The sequence below is a fragment of the Nocardia sp. NPDC004573 genome (genome assembly GCF_053602135.1).
In genome coordinates this window covers 118,251-139,025 of record NZ_JBSGDA010000001.1, presented here as the reverse complement: position 1 = coordinate 139,025, position 20,775 = coordinate 118,251, and the positions used below count along the sequence as shown (strand labels likewise).

The 20,775-nt window shown below is 66.0% G+C and carries 21 protein-coding genes; 9 read left to right on the top strand and 12 right to left on the bottom strand.

What is annotated here, in order from left to right; genetic code table 11:
• Positions 1-15 precede the first annotated feature (15 nt).
• Together ACWEKR_RS00660 and ACWEKR_RS00655 are read left to right on the top strand one after the other, a co-directional pair.
• Positions 16-1,035 carry a Gfo/Idh/MocA family protein gene (locus ACWEKR_RS00660; protein ID WP_452352672.1) on the top strand — a complete coding sequence of 340 codons (1,020 nt, stop codon included), beginning with the start codon at positions 16-18 and terminating at the stop codon, positions 1,033-1,035.
• A 68-nt stretch (positions 1,036-1,103) separates the two neighbouring features.
• Positions 1,104-1,382 carry a hypothetical protein gene (locus tag ACWEKR_RS00655; RefSeq protein WP_452352671.1) on the top strand — a complete coding sequence of 93 codons (279 nt, stop codon included), beginning with the start codon at positions 1,104-1,106 and terminating at the stop codon, positions 1,380-1,382.
• A 64-nt stretch (positions 1,383-1,446) separates the two neighbouring features.
• Here ACWEKR_RS00655 and ACWEKR_RS00650 read toward each other — a convergent pair whose 3' ends face one another.
• The gene (locus ACWEKR_RS00650) at positions 1,447-1,995 is read right to left on the bottom strand and encodes a GNAT family N-acetyltransferase (protein WP_452352670.1); all 549 of its coding nucleotides are present in this window, start codon (positions 1,993-1,995) and stop codon (positions 1,447-1,449) included.
• On the bottom strand, positions 1,992-3,371 hold the full coding sequence (locus ACWEKR_RS00645; RefSeq protein ID WP_452352669.1) for a hypothetical protein: 1,380 nt from the start codon (positions 3,369-3,371) through the stop codon (positions 1,992-1,994). The genes ACWEKR_RS00650 and ACWEKR_RS00645 overlap by 4 nt, the downstream gene beginning before the upstream one ends.
• An 880-nt stretch (positions 3,372-4,251) precedes the next feature.
• Between ACWEKR_RS00645 and ACWEKR_RS00640 the strand changes: the two genes are divergently transcribed.
• Positions 4,252-4,467, top strand: a complete 216-nt coding sequence (locus ACWEKR_RS00640) for a hypothetical protein (protein ID WP_452352668.1) — start codon at positions 4,252-4,254, stop codon at positions 4,465-4,467.
• Between the two features lie 15 nt (positions 4,468-4,482).
• On the opposite strand, the gene ACWEKR_RS00635 is transcribed toward ACWEKR_RS00640, so the two are convergent.
• Together ACWEKR_RS00635 and ACWEKR_RS00630 are read right to left on the bottom strand one after the other, a co-directional pair.
• Positions 4,483-5,661 (bottom strand): McrC family protein, encoded by a 1,179-nt coding sequence (locus ACWEKR_RS00635; RefSeq protein WP_452352667.1) that lies wholly within the window; start codon positions 5,659-5,661, stop codon positions 4,483-4,485.
• An 11-nt stretch (positions 5,662-5,672) separates the two neighbouring features.
• A complete protein-coding gene (locus ACWEKR_RS00630; RefSeq protein WP_452352666.1) occupies positions 5,673-6,833 on the bottom strand; it encodes an McrB family protein in 1,161 nt (386 codons plus the stop codon).
• Positions 6,834-7,118: 285 nt separating this feature from the next.
• Here ACWEKR_RS00630 and ACWEKR_RS00625 point away from each other — a divergent pair, with 285 nt between their 5' ends.
• The 3 genes from ACWEKR_RS00625 to ACWEKR_RS00615 all read left to right on the top strand — a co-directional run bounded on the left by ACWEKR_RS00625 (position 7,119) and on the right by ACWEKR_RS00615 (position 8,879).
• A complete protein-coding gene (locus ACWEKR_RS00625; protein WP_452352665.1) occupies positions 7,119-7,706 on the top strand; it encodes a GNAT family N-acetyltransferase in 588 nt (195 codons plus the stop codon).
• 215 nt (positions 7,707-7,921) lie between these two features.
• Positions 7,922-8,428, top strand: a complete 507-nt coding sequence (locus tag ACWEKR_RS00620; protein WP_452352664.1) for a hypothetical protein — start codon at positions 7,922-7,924, stop codon at positions 8,426-8,428.
• A 163-nt stretch (positions 8,429-8,591) separates the two neighbouring features.
• Entirely contained in the window at positions 8,592-8,879 is a 288-nt protein-coding gene (locus ACWEKR_RS00615) for a hypothetical protein (protein WP_195086145.1), read from the top strand.
• A gap of 12 nt (positions 8,880-8,891) precedes the next feature.
• Here the strand turns inward: ACWEKR_RS00615 and ACWEKR_RS00610 are convergent, their stop codons facing one another.
• The 4 genes from ACWEKR_RS00610 to ACWEKR_RS00595 all read right to left on the bottom strand — a co-directional run bounded on the left by ACWEKR_RS00610 (position 8,892) and on the right by ACWEKR_RS00595 (position 12,668).
• Positions 8,892-9,122 (bottom strand): DUF6400 family protein, encoded by a 231-nt coding sequence (locus ACWEKR_RS00610; protein ID WP_452352663.1) that lies wholly within the window; start codon positions 9,120-9,122, stop codon positions 8,892-8,894.
• Between the two features lie 166 nt (positions 9,123-9,288).
• A complete protein-coding gene (locus ACWEKR_RS00605) occupies positions 9,289-10,704 on the bottom strand; it encodes a vWA domain-containing protein (protein ID WP_452352662.1) in 1,416 nt (471 codons plus the stop codon).
• 4 nt (positions 10,705-10,708) lie between these two features.
• A complete protein-coding gene (locus tag ACWEKR_RS00600) occupies positions 10,709-11,593 on the bottom strand; it encodes an AAA family ATPase (RefSeq protein ID WP_452352661.1) in 885 nt (294 codons plus the stop codon).
• Positions 11,594-11,624: 31 nt separating this feature from the next.
• The gene (locus ACWEKR_RS00595) at positions 11,625-12,668 is read right to left on the bottom strand and encodes an acyl-CoA thioesterase (RefSeq protein ID WP_452352660.1); all 1,044 of its coding nucleotides are present in this window, start codon (positions 12,666-12,668) and stop codon (positions 11,625-11,627) included.
• A 397-nt stretch (positions 12,669-13,065) separates the two neighbouring features.
• Here ACWEKR_RS00595 and ACWEKR_RS00590 point away from each other — a divergent pair, with 397 nt between their 5' ends.
• Positions 13,066-13,371 carry a hypothetical protein gene (locus ACWEKR_RS00590; protein WP_452352659.1) on the top strand — a complete coding sequence of 102 codons (306 nt, stop codon included), beginning with the start codon at positions 13,066-13,068 and terminating at the stop codon, positions 13,369-13,371.
• 69 nt (positions 13,372-13,440) lie between these two features.
• Here the strand turns inward: ACWEKR_RS00590 and ilvC are convergent, their stop codons facing one another.
• The 3 genes from ilvC to ACWEKR_RS00575 form a co-directional block, all read right to left on the bottom strand.
• Entirely contained in the window at positions 13,441-14,442 is a 1,002-nt protein-coding gene (ilvC, locus tag ACWEKR_RS00585) for a ketol-acid reductoisomerase (RefSeq protein WP_195086675.1), read from the bottom strand.
• A gap of 200 nt (positions 14,443-14,642) precedes the next feature.
• On the bottom strand, positions 14,643-15,146 hold the full coding sequence (gene ilvN, locus ACWEKR_RS00580) for an acetolactate synthase small subunit (protein ID WP_039799659.1): 504 nt from the start codon (positions 15,144-15,146) through the stop codon (positions 14,643-14,645).
• A complete protein-coding gene (locus ACWEKR_RS00575) occupies positions 15,143-17,077 on the bottom strand; it encodes an acetolactate synthase large subunit (protein ID WP_452352658.1) in 1,935 nt (644 codons plus the stop codon). Before ACWEKR_RS00575 ends, ilvN begins: the two co-directional genes overlap by 4 nt.
• Positions 17,078-17,503: 426 nt before the next feature.
• On the opposite strand from ACWEKR_RS00575, the gene ACWEKR_RS00570 reads away from it, so the two are divergent.
• On the top strand, positions 17,504-18,019 hold the full coding sequence (locus ACWEKR_RS00570) for a PH domain-containing protein (RefSeq protein ID WP_452352657.1): 516 nt from the start codon (positions 17,504-17,506) through the stop codon (positions 18,017-18,019).
• Between the two features lie 453 nt (positions 18,020-18,472).
• On the top strand, positions 18,473-20,314 hold the full coding sequence (gene ilvD, locus ACWEKR_RS00565; protein ID WP_452352656.1) for a dihydroxy-acid dehydratase: 1,842 nt from the start codon (positions 18,473-18,475) through the stop codon (positions 20,312-20,314).
• On the opposite strand, the gene ACWEKR_RS00560 is transcribed toward ilvD, so the two are convergent.
• Complete coding sequence (locus tag ACWEKR_RS00560; protein WP_452352655.1) at positions 20,260-20,700, bottom strand: SDR family oxidoreductase; 441 nt, start codon at positions 20,698-20,700, stop codon at positions 20,260-20,262. The two genes, ilvD and ACWEKR_RS00560, sit on opposite strands and share 55 nt — an antisense overlap.
• Between the last annotated feature and the right edge of the window lie 75 nt (positions 20,701-20,775).

The following is a 20,775-nucleotide window of genomic DNA, read 5'->3' as shown; positions in this document are numbered from 1 at the left end:
ATACAAGGAGAGCCGATGTCCTCGCACCGAGCCGTCACGCTGGGCCTCGCCGGCACCGGCCGCATCGGGACCGCGCACGCCGAGACCTTGAAGAAGCTCCCGAACGTGGCAGCCGTCCTGGTGGCCGACGCCGACGCCGCCCGCGCCCGCGCCACCGCCACCGACCTCGGCGTCGAATTCGCCCCCGATGTCGACGCCCTCTTCGCCGCCGACCTCGACGGCCTGATCATCGCCACCGCCACCGACTCCCACCCCGAACTCATCATCCGCGCCGTCGACGCGGGCATCCCCGTCTTCTGCGAAAAGCCCGTCGCCGCCGACATCACCGGCACCCTCGCCGTCATCGACCGCCTCCGCACCTCCCCCGTCCCCGTCCAGATCGGCTTCCAACGCCGCTTCGACGCCGGCTACCGCGCGGCCCGCGAAGCGATCCGCTCCGGACGGCTGGGCTGGCTGCACACGTTGCGCGCGACGACCCTCGACCCGGCTCCCCCGCCCGCCGAGTACATCGCGCGCTCCGGGGGCATCTTCCGCGACTGCGGGGTACACGATTTCGACATCATCCGGTGGGTGACCGGTCGCGAGATCACCTCCGTCTACGCCCTCGGAGCCAACCGTGGCGCGCCGTTCTTCGCCGAAGCCGAGGACGTAGACACAGCGGCGGCGCTGCTGCGCCTGGACGACGGAACCGTCGCCACCGTGTCATTGACCCGATACAACGGGGCCGGGTACGACGTGCGGTTGGAAGCGCTGGGCTCCAAGGGCAATGCGATCGTCGGGCTCGACGACCGCGCGCCGCTCACTTCCGTCGAACCCGACCACAGCCCGTCCCCGCACCCTCCCTACGCGGGGTTCATGGAACGGTTCCGTCCGGCGTATGCCGATGAACTGGCGGCCTTCATCGAGGTCGCAACCGGGCAACTCGACAATCCTTGCCCTCCTGTCGACGCACTGGAGGCGTTCTACGTCGCAGAGGCGTGCGAACTCTCGCGGCGGGAGAACCGAGCCGTGGAGGTTGCCGAAATTCGACGCTGACCGGTTCGAAGTACGCTCAGTTCGTGCAAGGTGGTAGCCAGTATGTGCGGTATCAGCAGGACCGGGACGTGCTGGCGATGATCGGAACCTATCTCGATTCCCAGCCCACTCGGATCAGCGTGCGGTTGCCTCGGTCCGCGGCCGAATCCGCCGTTTCTGCCTGGAACCGCGACGAATCGTGCGAGATCGAGAACGAGAGCCGTGCACAGTACGAACTCCGTGACGCTGCCGCCGAGCTGGCTTTGATCGGCCTGGCAATCACCACGCGAGGGGTCTGGGATGGCGATGAGGTCGTCGTCGACCTGGACGTCGTTCAGGTCGCGGCGGCATTGCGGGCCGCGCGATAAGGTCAGGCCGCCGCAGCCAGGGCGCGCATTTCCCAGCGCAGGTCCTTTTCGCTGAGCCCTGCGCTCAGCGCAACGGCCGGGCCATCTCGTCCATGATCGGCGAGTCGGCAAACGGCTGGTCTCGACCGATCACGCGCCAGCCCCACGCCTCGTAGGCCGCGCGGGCAGGATTGCCCACCCGCACCAGCAGGTAAGCCAATCGTTCGGGGCGCTGCGAGAGCAAGGCGTTGTGAATGATCCGTGCGTAGCCCTGGCCTTGATAGTCGGGGTGCACGGCGAACTCCCGAAAGATGTAGACGGGTGCGCTTTCCGATCCGGTAGCCAAACGCGGGTAGACCCGAACTGCCTTCTTCCACACTGCTTGCGACCGATTGTAGGGAGTGCCGAAGGCATAGCCGATCATGCGCCCGTCGATCCGCCCCGTGACGAGTTCGAACCCCGCTATCGGGGCGTACATCTCTTCCAGGCGTTCCCAGAATCGGCCTGGGCTGTACCACGGGTTGTCTTGCTGCTCGCGGTGCGAGTCGCGATACAAGATCTTCAGTTCGTCCGCGAGCTCGAGCGTCCCGGCCGCGTCATAGCGGGCGAGTTCGAGGGAGCGAGAGGTGGTCAAGATTCGAGGACCTCTGTTCGACGCACGGCATCGTCCCGCAATAGCTCGTGAAGTTCTCGTGCGGTGCGCGTGCGCCGCTGGTCTTTCGGTACGGCTGCGAGGACTTGCTCACCCAAGCCCATGACGAACCGCGTCCGATGTTCGGCAGGCAATTTCCCCAGTGTGGTCGTCGCGTATCCGGCACCCTCGGTCGGATCACCACCCGCGACCAGGCAAAGTGCGCGCTGCAACTCGATCTGGATCCGCCCTCGCCGACTGTCGGGCGGGTACAGGTCGAGCGCCGCCGATTGCGCCTCTTCTGCGCGGCGGGTATCGCCCAGATGGGAGTACACGAAACTCTCGGCGAATCTCACTCGCTCTTCGGGGTAGGCCCAACAGTGCCAGCTGTGATCCTTCGTCATGCGAGACGGCAGGGCGGCGAAGGTCTCCCGCAGCTCGATCAACGACGTCTCGGCTTCCTCGGCGCGCCCTAACAGGGCGAATGATTGTGCCCGTGCGGCGAGCAGGCTCGGTCTACCGACTGCAGGACCATCGGCAATCAACTGAGCCGATTTCCCGATCTCTTCGATGATGGTCTCGGCTGACTGTCCGTCGTAGATCGCCCGAATAGCCCTACGCCCCCGCACGAACATCATCGTGTGGAGGTCACCAGAGCAGTCAGCCGCGTAACGCGCAGTGCGCCACCACCGCATGCCTTCACGTCGCTGGCCGAGGTCCCCGATCGCCTGAGCAATGTACTGGCTCAGTAGAGCGCCGATCTTGTACAACTCGCGTCGCTGACGGGAGTCTGCCGACATGCCAAGCGCCATCTCGAGGCTCAGAACGTCGACCAGCAGCATCTCCCGCAGTTCAGCTGCCGTATGGGTGACGTGGGCGGCCCCGTATTCGCGGATGATCTCGTTCCAGTCGTCGAGGTCGATCGAGACAGTCTCGGAGACAGCTCGATTCAGCCCATGCCGCGCTGACTCCAAGCCAAAGGCCATACCGACACCGGCGGCCGACGCGCTGAGCAGAAAACTTCGGCGTCGCACGTCATCGACCTCTTTCCCCCCGTGCGGCAGGAACATCGGTGAATCATTCGACTCCATGCTATCCCCGCCGGTTCCGCGCTCGGCCGGACGAAAACCGAGTTCGGCGTCAGTCGCCACACGGAGCACTGCACGCAACCCGGCGCGGTAGTCCGCATTCGGCCAGCGAAAGACGCCGCGCTCCAACTTGCCGATGTAGTTGCCGGACAACTGCACAACTCGACCGGTCCGGTCGTACACCCACGCGTTCACCGCGTCGGCGAGTTCTGATCGCGACAGCGGGTGCCCGGTCAGTTCGGACCGCGTGCGCGTTCTGGCCTCACTCAGCTTGTGATTCGGTTCAGACACGTCCCGTCCCCCTCTTTCGGCAACCCGCAGTCAGACTTTCGCATTGGCTCGGGGGCGTCCGCGCCCGAACCGCCCCGGTATCCCGCACTTCTCCCCCGGTCCTCCCTCGAACGGGCGTTCCCGCACTACCCAGTCGAGACGGAATCTAGCCACAGCACTCGAAGCCGGACCAACACCGAAGTCCATCCGACTTCCGGGCGTCGGGTGCACGTCTGACAGCGGCTGAACAGGAAGGCACGGGAATGCGATCAGTTGGCGGGTACGCCGCAAGGGACGCGATGCCGGAAGCACCCCTCGTACACGACTCATTGATCTCGAGGTGCCGCTTCTACCGGGAGATCTGCGGCTTGCCCGCGCGCATACAACCGCAGCTTCGCCAACTCTTCATCCCTTCCGGCAGCGTCGGCGGCATCACCGTCCCCGCCGAACTCGGCGCGGCCGTCAAAGGCCACATGCGAGTGCACGGAGTCAGGCCCGGCCCGATCGTCTCGCATCCCCGATCGAAGCGATGGACATTCCTCGTGGTGCCGGACGTGCCGACCGACGACATCGCCCTGTTCGGTGAGCTGTTCCGCTTCAACGCTTCCGTAGCCCGCCTCGGCGCGCAGATCGGACTCCCCTCGCCCGCCGACCGACATGGATTACGGGTCTGGGTGCAGCCTCCGCGTGACAGCTACCGACCATCAGGGATGGCAGTCATCGACTCGGTTCGTGCTTGCGCCAGACCACGACCGCGTCGAGTTCGATAGGCGAGCCGCAACGTGCGCACCGCCTACCTACCCGTCGACTCGACTCCTGAGAAGAATCCGAGGCGCGACGGGTTGGGCAGTGACCAAAGGGCTCGATAGCTCTCGATAACACCGCCAACCGATGAGGAGCAATGATGGTATGGGATCGGCTGACAATCGGCAGTTGGGTCAGCACCAGTGAAGGTTGTCCTGTCAGGACCGTCGTAGGTGAGGACAGCGAATCCGTGACATTTGTCTTCGGCACGTCCGGCAACGAGTTCGAGTTCACGATCGACCGGTCAACATTGGCAGAGATGCTTCAGCTCAGTTCACAGGCGTTGCGAGCGACGGCGCCAGCCAACCGTTGAGCAATGACGAGACGACTATTGATGCAGAATCATGCGCGCGATGTCATCGATCTGGTGGAGCAGTTCGGTCGGCGCGGCCCCGAGATCGAGGGCACGGCAGTGGATGGTTATGCCGGAGCGTACGAGTTTGTGTGTCTTCACCGGCCCATTGCCCTGCGCATAGATCAAGTGCCCCTCTTCGAGGCCAAGCGTCGAGCAGTATGCGAGCATCTGGTAGATATCGGCTTCCGGGAAGCGCTTCGGCCGCTCTATCTTGTACTTTGCATCGACCACCGCGACAGGCCGACCACTCGAGTCGTACCAGACCAAGTCCGGCTTCATAAGAATCGTTTCTGCCTCATCCATCCAGATCCGATCCTGGGTGACCGCACGTCCGCCATGCCGACGCATGGCCATAGCCAGAGCGCTTGTAACGAAGTCCTCGTAGATCCTCCACATGTCGAACATGAACCCCGTAACGGCCAGCCTCCCGCGACATTGGTCGAAAGAGCTGTTGTCGAGGATGACTTCGGACAACCGGAGCACATCGTGATACCTGACGTTCAGCCTGGTCGGATGCCACACGGGACGGGCAATGTTTCGCTGTGGAAGAGCCACATCGTTCATCTGATATCGGATACGGCCGAGCTTGTGGCGAGCCTCAGTACTGATCTGCGGCAGGGCGCTCAGAGCCGCAGCCGCCGCGAGGACAATTCTATTCTCGGCGATGTCTGTGGTGAAGTCGTCGTACTCGCACGCGACCGGCAACGGCAGGCCGTGGCGGCGGGTGATCTGCTCGTTGAAATCTATGCGACCTCGGACCAACTGCATGTTTTCGGCTTTTGTTCGGTAGCCCTGCAGCAGACCGCCCTCCAACGCGCGAGACGCCAAGCGAACGAAGGATTCCGACACTGCCGGATACAGGCCGCCCGCCCTGTCCAGGTGGACCACTTCATCACGCCAGATTTTCGGATTCGAGCAATAACCGATGAAAAAGAGAAGTCGCCTCAACTCGGTTATCTTCGGTCGGACATCGATCTGAACCGAGCCGACTTTGATAGATCCCACCTTCTTACCCGGCTTGATCGCGTAACGGCCCCCACGGCAGGCCGAGACGGTGACGAACTTCGCCTCTGCCAGAGCATCGTATTCCGCCGGTGCAAGGTCGACAACCTTAGACGCTCCGAACTCGACCAGCTCGATCGGTGGTTCCAATCTCAGCCCACCTACGTGATGGAGTCGATATCGACCAGCGCCCGTTCAGCGATGGACGTCAATGAATAGCGCTGCTGGACATCGACGTTCGCGTCACCGAAGTGGAACTCTTGGAGCAGCGGGATGATGGAGGTGCGCCAAGTCAAGTCCATACCCCTTCTGGTAATCGCCTCGGGCCGCATGAAGTACGACGGCCCGATTTTGAAATCTTCATCCTCGATGGTGTCGTTCAATATGTCTACGAGGTCTGCGACCAGCACGCTGTGTCCATTCGCGTCGAGCCAGTTCCGGAGAATACTTCGAGTCGGTTCGTCGGAAGGATGCAGTGCCTTGAACGCGAACCGTCTTCGCATAGCTGAATCGACCAGCGCAATGGACCTGTCCGCCGTGTTCATTGTGCCGATGATCGCGATGTTTCGCGGCAACGAGAATGACTCCCCGCCATCAGAATACAACAGGTCGATGCACTCGTTTCGGTATTCGAGCAGGTAGTACAGCTCACCGAATATTTTCGCGAGGTTACCACGATTGATTTCATCGATGATAAGCGTGTACACCTGATCGGGGTTACCCCGAGCATCATCCGCCAGCTGACGCAGGGGTCCCTTCTGAAGGTGATAGCCCAGTTGGCCTCCCTTCGACTTGACCGGCCGGAATCCTTCGAAGAAGTCCTCGTACGAGTACGCAGGATGGAACTGAACGATCTTGACATTGTCCTTGCCGGAGAGATGCACCGCCAATGCTTTGGCCAAGTATGTCTTGCCGGTTCCCGGCGGACCGTAGAAGATCAGCTGCGGTCGATCACGAAGAAGGTCTATGCATTCCTGAAGCCAAGCCTTCGGCACGTACAGCTGGGCGGCAAGCTCGTCGGTCGCGTCCGCGAAGGTCGGTTCGACATCGGACTGCTCGAGATGGTTGCGCGGAGGCCGCCATGAGAAGCCGAAGGCCTCAGAGAAGACGTTCATCAACTCGGCGGCGTTCTCGAGAGTGAGTTGCAGCGACTGGCTGCTCTTCGGTTGGGATTCACGCTGATCTGAGCCGAACGTGGACAGGTGAACGAGAGGCTTGTCGTCGAAGTCCTTGATCACCTTGTATTGGCATGAGACAGCGTTCTCGAGCTTGTGCGGCCGGATCTCTTGCTCGCTCGGTACGATCTCGCGGATGCGCGCCATCAGTCAGAGCTCCTGTCCAAGCGGGATACTGATTCGTTTATGTCGTCGGCATCGGACCGGGACTTGGGTCATCGGTCCGGCGCGTGTGTCAGAAGACGATTCTCGATCGACCTGACGGCGCGGTACTGTTCACGCCCCGTCCTCCCCGAGCCAGCCATGGCGACCAGGATAGCGTTGCATACCGACACTTTCGTCGAGGTTCACGGCTGAGTGCCGAGAGCGCGCTCACGCGGCAGACTCGGTTGTGATGACCTCGGTGAACCAGGAGGGAGGTTGGTCACCGCAATGAGTCTCGAGCACGACAGGCCGGTAGGGGGCGTCGACTTCCAGCACTACACCGCCGCCCAGGCGCGTGAACTCCGCGATGACGTCGAACGCGTCTTCCGGGACTCCTACGTCGATGCGATCGAGTCCGGTGAGGAGTTCGAATCGCCCGACGCGTTCATGCACCGGTTCGACTCCTACACCGATCCCGCGCGCGCCGGCGCGTTCGAGTTGGTGATCGCCCGTCTCGATGGCGAACTCTGCGGGCAGGCGTGGGGGTGGCCGCTCACCGCCAAGACCGCGTGGTGGGACGGGCTGCGACTGGACGAAGGTGATCACGCGGCGTTCACGGCTGAGAACGGCTCGCGCACATTCGCGTTCAGCGAGATCATGGTGCGCAAACAGTTCACGGGCAAGGGAGTTGCCCGTGCCCTGCACGACGAGTTGCTCGCGGGTCGGCCGGAGCAGCGGGCAACGCTGCTGGTGCGCCCGGACAATCGCCGGGCGTACGACAAATATCGCCGGTGGGGGTGGTACCGCGTCGGCACTCTCCGACCGGGTTGGCCCGATGCTCCGCGGTTCGATGTTCTGATGCGTCCTCTTCAGTAGGTTCACGTGGACCAGGTCGGCGCGTACTTCGGCGTAGCGACGATCCCCGGGGCTGATCGGGAAAAAACATTCTGGCAATTGGCATTTCACCAAGGGTGGATCGACCGTACGCGCGCTGACGCATTGCTAGCATCGGGCGGTTCGTACCAGGGGTTTCTACGAAGGGGGAATAGATGAGCGGCGGATCGGACTGCGATCGTCGGCAGGAGCGGGTCATGGCGTCGCGCCGTGTCTCGTACACCTTGCCCGCTCTGGTGGCGATGGCGCTTGTGTCGAGTGGTTGCGGGGCTGGTGGCACCGCTGCTCCCCGCCCGATCGTCACCACGATCTATACCACCACCTCGAAGCCCCCGGCCCGCACGACTGCGCCGGTGACCACCACCCCACCGACGACGACCACTTCTCGGATCACCTCGACCACGCCGACCACCGACACCGCGCAGCCGATTCACGTCGGGATCTGTGTCGACCAGACAACGAACACCCGGGTGATCGATGACCTGTGCGACACCACCGACGGCCGCTACGCCACCTTCTGGTACCGGCACGCCGACACCCTGATTTACCCGGCGGTCGGCGCCGCGGTGGTCCTGGCCGCCGGAACCTTCCTGCGCCCGAGCGGCACCGCGGTCCACGACCGAGGCGTTCCGACCAGTGGCGGCACGATCCAGCGCGGCGTGCTCGGCCAGGGGCGCCCTGACATCGGCGGCGTCGGCTCGTAGGCAATCCCGGTCGACTACGAGCGAGGCGGGCTCCGGGTCGCGCGGTTTAGTGAGTCATGCGGAACCGCCTTGTAATAGACGGCGTCCGCGCCGGGTAATCACGTCGTCGACGCAATCTCTTCTGGATATCGCCGTCACGACGAGGACATGCAGGAGCGCAGGAGTGGACATCGAGGACGCACGCCGCTACGCCGCGGCGATATGGCGGCGGGAGGATATGACGGCGTCCGAGCGCCTGGCGGCCGTGAAAGCGGATTCCCATGCGCGCGGCAAGGAACCCTTCGATCTCGGGCGGCTCGAATCGCTGTGCGACACCAGCCATGAAGGCCGCATGGATCCGACGCACTGGCGCAAACGCAAGTTCGAGCTGATGTACTACAGCCATCCCGAGATGATGACGATCGAGGATCTCGCCGAACATGTCATGGCGACGCAGGGATGGACGTGGTGACCGGCGGAGATATCAGTCGGCGACCTGGCGCGTCGCCCGATCCGGCAGGACGCCCGCCAGGACGAGTTCCTCGTAGATCCGCTGCTGCTCGTCGTCGAGATTCGAGTACAGCATGTCGTAGGCCAACTCTTCCTCGGCGAGCACGGCGACCGGGTCCCAGTCGTCCCCGAGCGCCGCGACGACGGCGCTGCGCCGCCTCACCTCGTCCAGCGTGAGGTCGTAAGCAAAATTGTGGTCGGCCATTCAGGCATCTCCAACCAGGTTTTCCGAAATCGAAGTGACGACGATGCCCAACCGCATCCTTCCGAGCAATGATCTGTGTCACATTTCATGGTCGGAATTCATCACATTCGGCCGTATGACACCAGTGGCAGGTAAGAGCGCGGAGCATCTGGCACCACAGCGGGCATTATGCAGGCAGCAACCGCGCGATGACCTGGGTCAGCTGCTGGACGTTGCGGCATTCGTGCATCGTCACCTGTTCCGCGTAGACGTGGGCCGCGGAGTCTCCCGTCGACCACGACCGAGACGGCTCGGGATTCAGCCAGTAGGCGTGCTTGGCCCGGTCGACAATCGTCTCTACCGCAGCGAGATTCGGATCCGTGCGGTTGGTCCGCCCGTCGCCGAGGATCAGCACCGAGGTGCGGGGGCCGAGAGCGTCGGCGTAGTTGTCGAGGAAGCCTTGGAAGGCTTCGCCATAGTTGGAGCTGCCGAACCGCGCGACCTTGGTGGAGCAAATGATCCGGGCGGCGGTGCCGGGGGTCGGGGGCTCGCCGGGGGTGAAGAAGTGGGTGATCTCGTCGCAGGTGTCGACGAAGCCGAAGCTGCGCACCTTGCTGAACTGGTCTTGCAGGGCCTGGATGAGCTGGAGGGTGAATTCGGCGAAGCCGGTGACCGAGCCGGAGATGTCGGCGAGGACGACGAGCTCGGGGCGGCCGTGTTTGCGAGCACGCAGGACCGGGTCGATGGGGACGCCGCCGGTGGACATGGAACGACGCAGGGTACGGCGTAAATCGATCTGGCCGCGAACGGATTTGCGGCGGCGGACGGCGAGGCGGGTGGCGAGTTTGCGGGCCAAGGGGTGGACCATGCGGCGCATTTCGGCGAGGTCCTGTTCGCGGGCGCCGAGGAAATCGATGCGATCGGTGCTGGTTTCGACGCCGCGGCGGGCGATGTATTCGGTGCCACGCAACTGCGCCGAGCGCAGGCGCGCCTCGGTCTGGACAGCGGTGCGGAAGGCGGCGAGGCGGCGGTTGGCTTCGATCGTGTGGACGGTGGTGTCGAGTTGAGAAGTGCCGTTCATGCCCCCGACGATGCGATCGATGAGTTCTTCCGGGCGTAGGGCTTTCATGGTCAGGTAGGAGGACCAGCCTGCGCCGGACGCGGTGGTGACCGGCGCGGACTGCCCGGCGCCCGCGCCGCCGTAACCGCCGAATTCGGTGAGCGCCTGGCGGGCCAGTTCGGCGACCGAGTCCGAATCATCCTGTGCCAGCGCGGAGACGAGGCGATCCCGCAGGGCTTCGACGGACTCGGGTGCCGCCTGATCGACCTGCTGCGGCTGCTGGGCGGTCAGGAAGTAGAGGTCGAAGAGCTGATCGAAGACGGCGCGCTGGCCATTGCGCCGCAGCAGGCAAGCGGCCATGCCGGAGCGCAGGCGATCGCGATCATTGATTCCGAGGGCAACCATCGCTTCCGCCGCATCGATGGTTTCGCTCGGCCCCGCGTTGATGCCGTGATCGCGTAGGAGCCCGACAAACGCGACGAGCCGATCGGTCAACGATTCGGCGGCTGGGCGCCCTGCCTCGACCGTGCGAGGTGCGGACATCACCTCACCGCCCTTCCTGCTGGGCATCCAAGTCGAGCCCGAGCCGCTCGATCGCCAGGCGGTGGTCGGACTGATACTTCAGGAGCACCCCGAGCGTCGAGCGGACGACGCTTCCGCTCAGGTTGCGCGCACCGAGGGCGACCAATGTCTTCGCCCAATCGACGGTTTCGGCGATCGACGGGGCCTTGCGCAACGAGAGTTGGCGCAGGGCTCCGACCACCTGGACCACCGGCTCCCCCAGCGTCTCGTCCAGTTCCGGAACCTTCATCCGCACGATCGCCCGTTCCAGTTCCGCCGTCGGGTAATCGATGTGCAGATACAGGCAGCGCCGCCCGAGCGCTTCGGACAGCTCTCGGTTGGCGTTGGAGGTGAGGAGGACGAACGGCTTGCGCACCGCGGTGACGGTGCCGAGTTCGGGGATGCTCACCTGGTAGTCGCCGAGCACCTCGAGCAGCAGCCCTTCCAGCTCCACGTCGGCCTTGTCGAGTTCATCGATGAGCAGCACGGTCGAGCGCGGGTTGCGGATGGCGGCCAGCAACGGGCGCGCGAGGAGGAACTCTTCGGTGAAGACGTGGTCGCGGGTGCTGTCCCAGCCTTCGTCGCCGGTGGCGGTGATGCGTAGCAGCTGCTTGGCGTGGTTCCACTCGTAGAGGGCGCGCGCTTCGTCGATGCCCTCGTAGCACTGCAGGCGCACCAGGTCGGACGTGGTCGCGGCGGCTACGGCCTTGGCGAGCTCGGTCTTGCCGACGCCCGCGGGGCCCTCGATCAGCAGCGGCTTGCCGAGGTGGCCGGCGAGGAACACGGCGGTGGCGATATCGAGGGACGGGAGATACCCGGCCTCGGTGAGGCGCCCGGTCACCTCGTCCACCGACGCGAAGAACTTACTCATCGGTAACTAGTCTAGACCGGACGCCTCCGGCTCAGCTCGGCGCAGGCACGCGGAAATGACTCGGCTCGGCATCCGAGGGCACGGCGCTCGCCATGGTGAACGGTTCGACCAGCGACCGCAGTTCGATCAGGTGCCGGGCGTGCGCGTCCAGCGCCCGATCCTCCTCCGAGACCGGCTGCCATTGCCGCACGGCGCGCGCCTTCATCTCGTCGTCCACCGCGACGACCACGGCGAGGCCGTGCGCCGCCAGCGCGGGTTCGTCGGAGTGCGCGTCGGTGGACGTCACGTGCACGCTCACATGCATGCTGCGCGGACCGGTGTGGATCAGTCGCGCGGTGACCTCCACGACGTGACCGATCACGATCGGGCGGTAGAAACGGATGCCGCCGAAGTAGGAAGTGATGACCCGCTGCCCGGCCCAGTCCGCGCCGCAGACGTACGCCGCCTCGTCGATCCACCGCATCGTCCGGCCGCCATGGACCTTGCCACCCCAGTTGATGTCCGAAGGCGCCGCCAGGAACCGCAGCGTCGCGCTCGGCGCGGCGCCCGCGGACGTGTACCGCTGGGCGGCCATCGCCTCCTCGATGTGCTTGCGCACCGCGATCCGGGCGCGGGCCTGCCGGTGCCGCTGCATTTCCAGCAGCGTCGTCGGATTCCATTGCGGCACTCCGACGGTGCGGCGGTCGTCGTCCACCGCGACGAAGATCGTCAGGCACTGCGCCGACTGCACCGGCTTCACCCGGGTGGGATCGGTCGAATAGACCGTCACCAGGATGTGCATGCTGGTGCGCCCGGTGTGCACCAGATCAGCGTGCAATTCGACCAGCTCGCCGACCGAGATCGGGCGATCGAGATGGATGTTGCCGACGTAGGCCGTGACGCAGTAGCGGCCGCTCCACTGGGCGGCTGCCGCGTAGGCGACTTTGTCGATCCATTCGAGGAGTTTGCCGCCGTCGACCGAGCCCACGATGCCCGCGTCGGCGGGCTGGACGAGGAAGCGGTGGATCGCCTCGGCGCGCCGGCCGGCCGTGGCCGGTGCGTACGCGGTCGGTTCGCTGTCGGTCGAGTTGGTCAAGGTCCACCATCCGTTCGGGCAGAGAATGTTCGGCTACCTGACCCCGTTGTCCGGGAGAACCTTAGGCCCCGGCGTCGGTACGAGCGAGTAACGAGCCGAGCAAGGAGGCGGGACGACTGCACCGGACGATGCGATTAGCACTTTTCGGCGATCGATGAGCAACGCCGATAGGGGGTGCCCCTAATATCGCGGTTCGATTTGGTCCGCAGGGGAGAAAACACCCGTGACGTTTCGCGGCAAGTGCGCAAGAGTGAAGTCGTGCAGTCGCTGCCCCATCGGTAAGCGCGACCGTGAAGCAGCGACCGTAGATCCAGATCTGTCTGCGGGGGTAGGCCGTGGGCAGACCCAACGGGGGATGGCGGGTGAAGACGCTCGCCGCAGAATGAAAGGATTTACGTTGTTCTCTACAATCAGCGCACGCCGTACCTTGGCCCGCGTGGCCGTCGCAGGCGCCATCGCCGCAATTCCGTTGACCGCGCTGGCGATGCCCGCGTCCGCCACCCCGAGCACGCCCGGGATCACCCAGGCTCGGTACGACCCGTATTACAACAATCGGTGCGACTTCGGCCCATTCCAGAACTGGAGTTGCAACAACAACCCGTTGTTCGGTTGGGGTTACGGCGGACCACCCTATGGCCGCGGTCCTGGCGGTCCTGGCTACGGGCAGCAGGGCTTCGGCCCGGGCATGTTCGGCAGTAGCTAGGAATCCCCGCAGACGCCGGTGGCCCGCTCCGGAATCCGGAGCGGGCCACCGTGCGAATAGACCTCTGTATCAGGCGGTCTCGGTGATCGGGCGATCGACCCAGCTCATCAGGCCGCGCAGCTTGGCGCCGGTGACCTCGATCGGGTGCTCGGCGTTCTTCTTGCGCAGCGCCTCGAGCTCCTTGTTGCCGCCCTCGACGTTGGCGACCAGACGCTTGACGAAGCTGCCGTCCTGGATGTCCTTGAGGATGTCCTGCATGCGCTTCTTGGTGTCGGCGTCGATGACCCGCGGGCCCGACAGGTAGCCACCGAACTCGGCGGTGTCGGAGACCGAGTAGTTCATCCGCGCGATGCCGCCCTCGTACATCAGGTCGACGATCAGCTTCAGCTCGTGCAGCACCTCGAAGTAGGCCATCTCCGGCGCGTAACCGGCCTCGACCATGACCTCGAAACCGGTCTTCACCAGTTCCTCGGTGCCGCCGCACAGCACGGCCTGCTCGCCGAACAGGTCGGTCTCGGTCTCTTCCTTGAAGGTGGTCTTGATGACGCCCGCGCGGGTGCCGCCGATGCCCTTGGCGTAGGACAGCGCCAGCGCCTGGCCCTCGCCCTTCGGGTCCTGGTCGATCGCGATCAGCGCGGGAACGCCCTTGCCGTCGACGAACTGACGACGCACCAGGTGGCCAGGGCCCTTCGGGGCGACCATGCCGATGGTGACGTTCGCGGGCGGCTTGATCAGGCCGAAGTGGATGTTGAGGCCGTGGCCGAAGAACAGCGCGTCGCCGTCCTTCAGGTTCGGCTCGATATCGCCTGCGAAGATCGACGCCTGCGCGGTGTCGGGCGCGAGCACCATGATGACGTCCGCCCACTCCGAGACCTCCGCCGGCGTGCCGACGGTCAGGCCCGCCTCCTCGGCCTTCGGGCGCGACTTCGACCCCTCGGCTAGACCGACGCGGACCTCGACGCCCGAGTCGCGCAGGCTCAGCGAGTGCGCGTGACCCTGGCTGCCGTAGCCGATGACAGCGACCTTGCGGCCCTGGATGATCGACAGGTCGGCATCCTCGTCGTAGAACATCTCGACTGCCACTGTGGTTCCTTCCGGGATCATCCCCGCGCGAGGCGGGGCACACCGTGCTTGCGCCGGTGTTGATTTTCGTTGTTCTGGATCGGATCACCCCCGCAGGAGCGGGTGGGGATCATTCCCGCGTCAGCGGGGAGGGCGGCACGCCAACCGTCGATCGCAGAAAGACTAGCGTGTGGCCGCCGCTCACTACCTCATCGAGTGGCGGTGATGGACTTCGGTCCACGCCCCACCGCGACGACACCGGACTGCACGATCTCCCGGATGCCGTACGGCTCGAGCATTCGCAGCAGCGCGTCGAGCTTGGACCGGGTCCCGGTCGCCTCGACGGTGAGCGCGTCCGGCGACACGTCGATCACCTTCGCGCGGAACAGCCCCACGGCCTCGATCACCTGGGTGCGCACACTGGCGTCGGCGCGCACCTTCACCAGGATCAGTTCGCGGGCCACCGAGCTGTCGGAGTCCTGCTCCACGATCTTGATGACGTTCACCAGCTTGTTGAGCTGTTTGGTGACCTGCTCCAGCGGCAGGTCCTCGACGGTGACGACGATGGTCATGCGCGAGATCTCGGGGAGCTCGGTACCACCGACCGCCAGCGACTCGATGTTGAAGCCGCGCCGGGAGAACAGCGCCGCGACCCTGGCCAGCACGCCCGGTTTGTCCTCGACGAGAACGCTGAGGGTATGCGTGGTACTCATCCGTTGTTCACCTTGTTCTGTTCCTGCGACATCGCCGCGTGGATGACCGCCGGCTCGGCCGCCTGCTCGTCCTCGTCGAACAGCGGGCGGATGCCGCGAGCGGCCATGATCTCGTCGTTGCTGGTGCCCGCGGCGACCATCGGCCACACCTGGGCGTCCTTGCCGACGATGAAGTCGATCACCACGGGGCGGTCGTTGATGGACTGCGCCTCGCGGATCGCGGCCTCCACGTCCTCCTCGCGCTCCACCCGGATGCCGTGGCAGCCGAGGGCTTCGGCGAGCTTCACGAAGTCGGGGATGCGCAGGGTGTGCGTGCCGAGGTCGGTGTTGGAGTAACGCTCCTGGTAGAACAGCGTCTGCCACTGGCGAACCATGCCGAGGTTGCCGTTGTTGATCAGCGCGACCTTGATCGGCACGCCCTCGACCGCGCAGGTGGCCAGCTCCTGGTTGGTCATCTGGAAGCAGCCGTCACCGTCGACCGCCCACACCTCTTTGTCCGGCGCGCCCATCTTGGCGCCCATGGCCGCCGGGACGGCGTAGCCCATGGTGCCGAGACCACCGGAGTTCAGCCAGGTGCGCGGCTTCTCGTACTTGATGAACTGGGCGGCCCACATCTGGTGCTGGCCGACGCCCGCGCAGTAGATCGCGTCGGGACCGGCCAGGCGGCCGAGCGCCTCGATGACGAACTCCGGCGACAGCGAACCGTCCGCGGGCGGAGTCCAGCCGAGCGGGTAGGCGTCGCGCACGCCGTCGAGGTAGGTCCACCAGTCGGTCAGCGGCAGCGGCAGCGAAGTGCCCGCCACGGGATCCGCCTTCAGCGTCTCGATGAGTTCGACGATCACCTCGCGGCAGTCGCCCACGATCGGGACGTCGGCGTGCCGGTTCTTGCCGATCTCGGCCGGGTCGATGTCGGCGTGGATGACCTTGGCGCCGGGCGCGAAGGAATCCAGCTGGCCGGTGACGCGGTCATCGAACCGGGCGCCGAGGGTGATCAGCAGGTCCGAGCGCTGCAACGCGGCCACGGCGCCCACGGTGCCGTGCATGCCGGGCATGCCCATGTTGAGGCGGTGGCTGTCGGGGAACGCGCCGCGCGCCATCAGCGTGGTGACCACGGGGATGCCGGTCAGCTCGGCCAGCTGCAGCAGCTCGGCCGACGCGTCGGCCTTGATCACGCCGCCGCCGACGTAGAGCACGGGGGCCTTGGCCTCCATGATCATCCGTGCGGCCTCGCGCACCTGCTTGCCGTGCGGCTTGGTGACCGGACGGTAGCCGGGCAGCCGCATCTCCGGCGGCCAGCTGAAGGTGGTCTGCGCCTGCAGCACATCCTTGGGGATGTCGACGAGCACCGCGCCGGGGCGTCCGGACGCGGCGAGGTAGAACGCCTCCGCGATGATGCGCGGGATGTCGACGCCCTCGGTGATCAGGAAATTGTGCTTGGTGATCGGCATGGTGATGCCGGAGATGTCGGCTTCCTGGAACGCGTCGGTGCCGATCAGGCCGCGGCCGACCTGGCCCGTGATGGCCACGATCGGGACCGAGTCCATCTGCGCGTCCGCGATCGGGGTGACCAAGTTGGTCGCGCCGGGGCCGGATGTGGCCATACACACACCGACCTTGCCGGTGGCCTGGGCATATCCCGTGGCCGCGTGGCCCGCGCCCTGCTCGTGCCGGACGAGGACGTGGCGCACCTTGGTGGAATCGAACAGCGGGTCGTAGACGGGAAGAATCGCGCCGCCCGGAATGCCGAATACGGTGTCGACGCCGAGCTCCTCGAGCGATCGGACGACCGACTGCGCGCCGGTGACCCGCTCGGGCGGAACCGGGCGGCGGTTGGCCGCGGAGGTCGCGTTGGCAGCGGGCGTGGCCTGCTGGTTCGCCGAAGGCGCTGGCCTACGGGCCGAAGGCCCGGGCCGTGCGGTAGGTGCGCTCACCGTCTTCGTTCCTTACTGGTTGTGGTTCCGACCCCGGATGTTGTGCCAGCGGTGTCTTGCGCTTCGCCATGCCGGACAGTAGTCCGAACATAAAAAAGCCCCCGACAGCGCAGGGCTGATCGAGGGTGGCGCGTCGCAACGCGAGCTGACGTATTCGACTCAGTGTGTCAGGCTCAACGCTGGACGCGCCGGCCGATTACGAGCAACTCGTTTCGATTCACGCGCACGACGTTAAGCGGGTGTGAACCGAAGAGTCAAACAGATGACCCCGTGTGTCCCATTATGTGGGACAGTGCGGTTGCTTGTGTCCGTTCATCAGGATGCGAGGATGGTGGTGTGTCATCACCGCATCAGTCCGTGCCACCGTCTGAATCGTCCCACACGCCCGCGACGACAACGGATACGGGTAGCGCCTCCGAAGCCCGTGTGATCCGCATCCCACGGCTGGCTTTCCTGGGTGTGTTCATCCTGCTGATGTGCGTGTTCTTCCCGTTCGTCGGCTGGCCCGCCGGACTGTGGTGGCTGCTGCTCATCCCGGTCGTGGTGCTGGCCTGGGTGCTGCGGACACAGACCGCCGTCTCCGACGCGGGACTGGATCTGCGGACGCTGTTCGGTTCGCGCCACCTCGACTGGGCGCAGGTCAAGGGTGTGCGGATCCCCGAGCGCGGGTACGTGCGCGCCGACCTGACCGACGGCACCGAGGTGAAGTTGCCCGCCGTGAGCTACGACCGGCTGCGTGACCTGGCGGCGTTCTCCGGCGGACGGATTCCGGACCCGTTCGCGGAGCCGGGCGAACCCGCGACGGACCGGGCCCCCGCCGATCCCGCCGACGCAAGCGAAGACGGCGAGACCCCGAAGGCCGAGGGCGGCCCGGGGACCGACGGCGTGGCGAAGTCCGGCGAGGACGCGGCGAAGCTGCGCGACGGCGACGACCCGGCGTAAGCGCCGACGACAGCCCGGCGGCCATTGACTCGCACGGTCGGCATCGACGAAGGCGCGTGATCATGGCCACAGCACGATCTCGAGCGCCGGGGGCAGCCGCGCCGCACGTGAATCGACACAGCGCGCGCCGCCTCAGCCCTCGGCTCCTCCCGTCGCGTGGTCAGGCGCCGCGCCGGAACATCCACCGCTATTGGGAGGTTGCCCCAGTCATGGGATGATTCCCCCGGAGCCGCGATCCTCCGTCTCGTCCCACCCCGACGCTCCGGCACCTCCGGCGTCACCCCGTCATCGCCCGCGAGATCCCGCACCGGCGACCCACCCGACTCGGCTGACCGCGAGATCGGACGCCGCACCACCCGCCCGGTGGACACGCCCACCGGGAGTAACGTGGTGGACCGCCGAGCAGGCTCTGCGCCGTCGCACGTCAGCCCCCGCGACCCGAGGACCATCCACATGCCACCGCTTCGTTCCCGAACCACGACCATCGGCCGCAATGCCGCAGGCGCGCGCGCACTCTGGCGCGCCACCGGCATGACCGACACCGACTTCGGCAAGCCGATCGTCGCCATCGCGAACTCCTACACCCAGTTCGTGCCCGGCCACGTGCATCTGAAGAACGTCGGCGACATCGTGGCCGACGCGGTGCGCGCCGCCGGTGGCGTGCCGCGCGAATTCCACACCATCGCCGTCGACGACGGCATCGCCATGGGCCACGGCGGCATGCTCTACTCGCTGCCCTCGCGCGAGATCATCGCCGACTCCGTCGAGTACATGGTGAACGCGCACACCGCCGACGCGCTGGTGTGCATCTCCAACTGCGACAAGATCACCCCGGGCATGCTCAATGCCGCCATGCGGCTGAACATCCCGACGGTGTTCGTCTCCGGCGGGCCGATGGAGGCGGGCAAGGCCGTCGTCGTCGGCGGCGTCGCGCAGGCGCCCACCGACCTCATCACCGCGATCTCCGCGAGCGCGAATCAGGCGGTGTCCGAGGAAGGTCTGTCCGAGGTCGAGCGGTCGGCGTGCCCGACCTGCGGCTCCTGCTCGGGCATGTTCACCGCGAACTCGATGAACTGCCTCACCGAAGCGCTCGGACTCGCGCTGCCCGGCAACGGCTCCACGCTCGCCACGCACGCCGCGCGCCGGGCGCTGTTCGAGCGAGCGGGCACCGTCGTGGTGGACATCGCCAACCGCTGGTACCGCGAGGACGACGCGTCGGTGCTGCCGCGCAATGTCGCCGACGCCAAGGCATTCCGCAATGCGATGGCCTTGGACGTCGCGATGGGCGGATCGACCAACACCGTGCTGCACACGCTGGCCGCCGCGCAGGAGGGCGAGGTCGACTTCGATCTGCACACCATCGAGGAGATCAGCCGCCGGGTGCCCACCCTGTCGAAGGTGTCGCCGAACTCCGACTACCACATGGAGGACGTGCACCGCGCCGGCGGCATCCCCGCCATCCTCGGCGAACTGCGGCGCGCCGGGCTGTTGGAGACCGACGTCACCACCGTGCACACCGCGTCCTTCGACGAGTGGCTCGACACCTGGGACATCCGCTCCGGCAGAGCTTCCGAGGAAGCGATCGAACTCTTCCACGCCGCGCCGGGCGGGGTGCGCACCACCGAGCCGTTCTCCACCGACAACCGCTGGTCGTCGCTGGACACCGATGCCGCGGGTGGCTGCATCCGCGATCTCGAGCACGCCTACACCACCGAAGGCGGCCTGGTCGTGTTGCGCGGCAACATCGCGCCCGACGGCGCGGTGCTCAAGACCGCGGGCATCGATGAGGCGCTGTTCTCCTTCCAGGGCCCCGCGGTGGTGGTGGAGTCGCAGGAGGAAGCCGTGTCGGTCATCCTCGGCAAGAAGATCAAGCCCGGCGACGTGATCGTGGTCCGCTACGAGGGTCCCGCGGGCGGTCCCGGCATGCAGGAGATGCTGCACCCGACCGCCTTCCTGAAGGGCTCTGGTCTGGGCAAGGAGTGCGCGCTGATCACCGACGGCCGGTTCTCCGGCGGCACCTCCGGTCTGTCGATCGGGCACATCTCGCCCGAGGCGGCCAGCGGTGGTGTCATCGGGTTGGTCGAGGACGGCGACCAGATCCGCATCGACGTGGCCACCCGCACGCTCGAGGTCCTCGTCGACGACGCCGTCCTCGCCGAGCGCCGCGCCAAGATGGAAGCGTCGGAGCGACCCTGGCAGCCGGTGAACCGCGATCGTCCGGTGACGACGGCGCTGCGCGCCTACGCCGCCATGGCCACGTCGGCCGACAAGGGCGCCGTCCGCCGCGTGCCGTAGCTCGCGGGATCCGCCGCCCATCGGCTTCGATGGGCGGCGAAAACGGTCGTTCCCCGCACAGCCTTCTCGACCGGCCCGACCGCGCCACCCCACACCACGGTGAAGCGGCGCACACCTGCCTCGACCGCGCGCCGGACCAGCTCCGGCCCGGCTTCGGCAAGCCCGGCGGTCACGGTGACGTGCAACCGGTCGACGCCCTGCAACGCGGCATCCAGCTTGTGCGGTTCCGTATGCGTGCCGGCCACGAGTTCCGCCTCGGCCGGAAGTTTCCCCGCCGCGGCGACCGGGTCCCGGGTCAACGCACGAACGCGCTCACCGCGGCGGACCAATTCCGCGACCACGTGGCGACCGGTATTGCCGGTGGCACCCGTAACGAGTGTTGTCACAGTCGAATTCCTTTCGTCCCGAGGGACGCTAAAAAGTCAACTGCGCTCGAGGTCAAGGAGACGCGAAGCCACGCC

Bases quoted from the DNA above. Each gene is read 5' to 3' on its own strand.
- ACWEKR_RS00660 (WP_452352672.1), top strand. From the start codon at position 16: ATGTCCTCGCACCGAGCCGTCACGCTGGGCCTCGCCGGCACCGGCCGC.
- ACWEKR_RS00640 (WP_452352668.1), top strand. From the start codon at position 4,252: ATGATGGTATGGGATCGGCTGACAATCGGCAGTTGGGTCAGCACCAGT.
- ACWEKR_RS00630 (WP_452352666.1), bottom strand. From the start codon at position 6,833: ATGGCGCGCATCCGCGAGATCGTACCGAGCGAGCAAGAGATCCGGCCG.
- ACWEKR_RS00625 (WP_452352665.1), top strand. From the start codon at position 7,119: ATGAGTCTCGAGCACGACAGGCCGGTAGGGGGCGTCGACTTCCAGCAC.
- ACWEKR_RS00620 (WP_452352664.1), top strand. From the start codon at position 7,922: ATGGCGTCGCGCCGTGTCTCGTACACCTTGCCCGCTCTGGTGGCGATG.
- ACWEKR_RS00610 (WP_452352663.1), bottom strand. From the start codon at position 9,122: ATGGCCGACCACAATTTTGCTTACGACCTCACGCTGGACGAGGTGAGG.
- ACWEKR_RS00605 (WP_452352662.1), bottom strand. From the start codon at position 10,704: ATGTCCGCACCTCGCACGGTCGAGGCAGGGCGCCCAGCCGCCGAATCG.
- ACWEKR_RS00600 (WP_452352661.1), bottom strand. From the start codon at position 11,593: ATGAGTAAGTTCTTCGCGTCGGTGGACGAGGTGACCGGGCGCCTCACC.
- ilvC (WP_195086675.1), bottom strand. From the start codon at position 14,442: ATGTTCTACGACGAGGATGCCGACCTGTCGATCATCCAGGGCCGCAAG.
- ilvN (WP_039799659.1), bottom strand. From the start codon at position 15,146: ATGAGTACCACGCATACCCTCAGCGTTCTCGTCGAGGACAAACCGGGC.
- ilvD (WP_452352656.1), top strand. From the start codon at position 18,473: ATGCCACCGCTTCGTTCCCGAACCACGACCATCGGCCGCAATGCCGCA.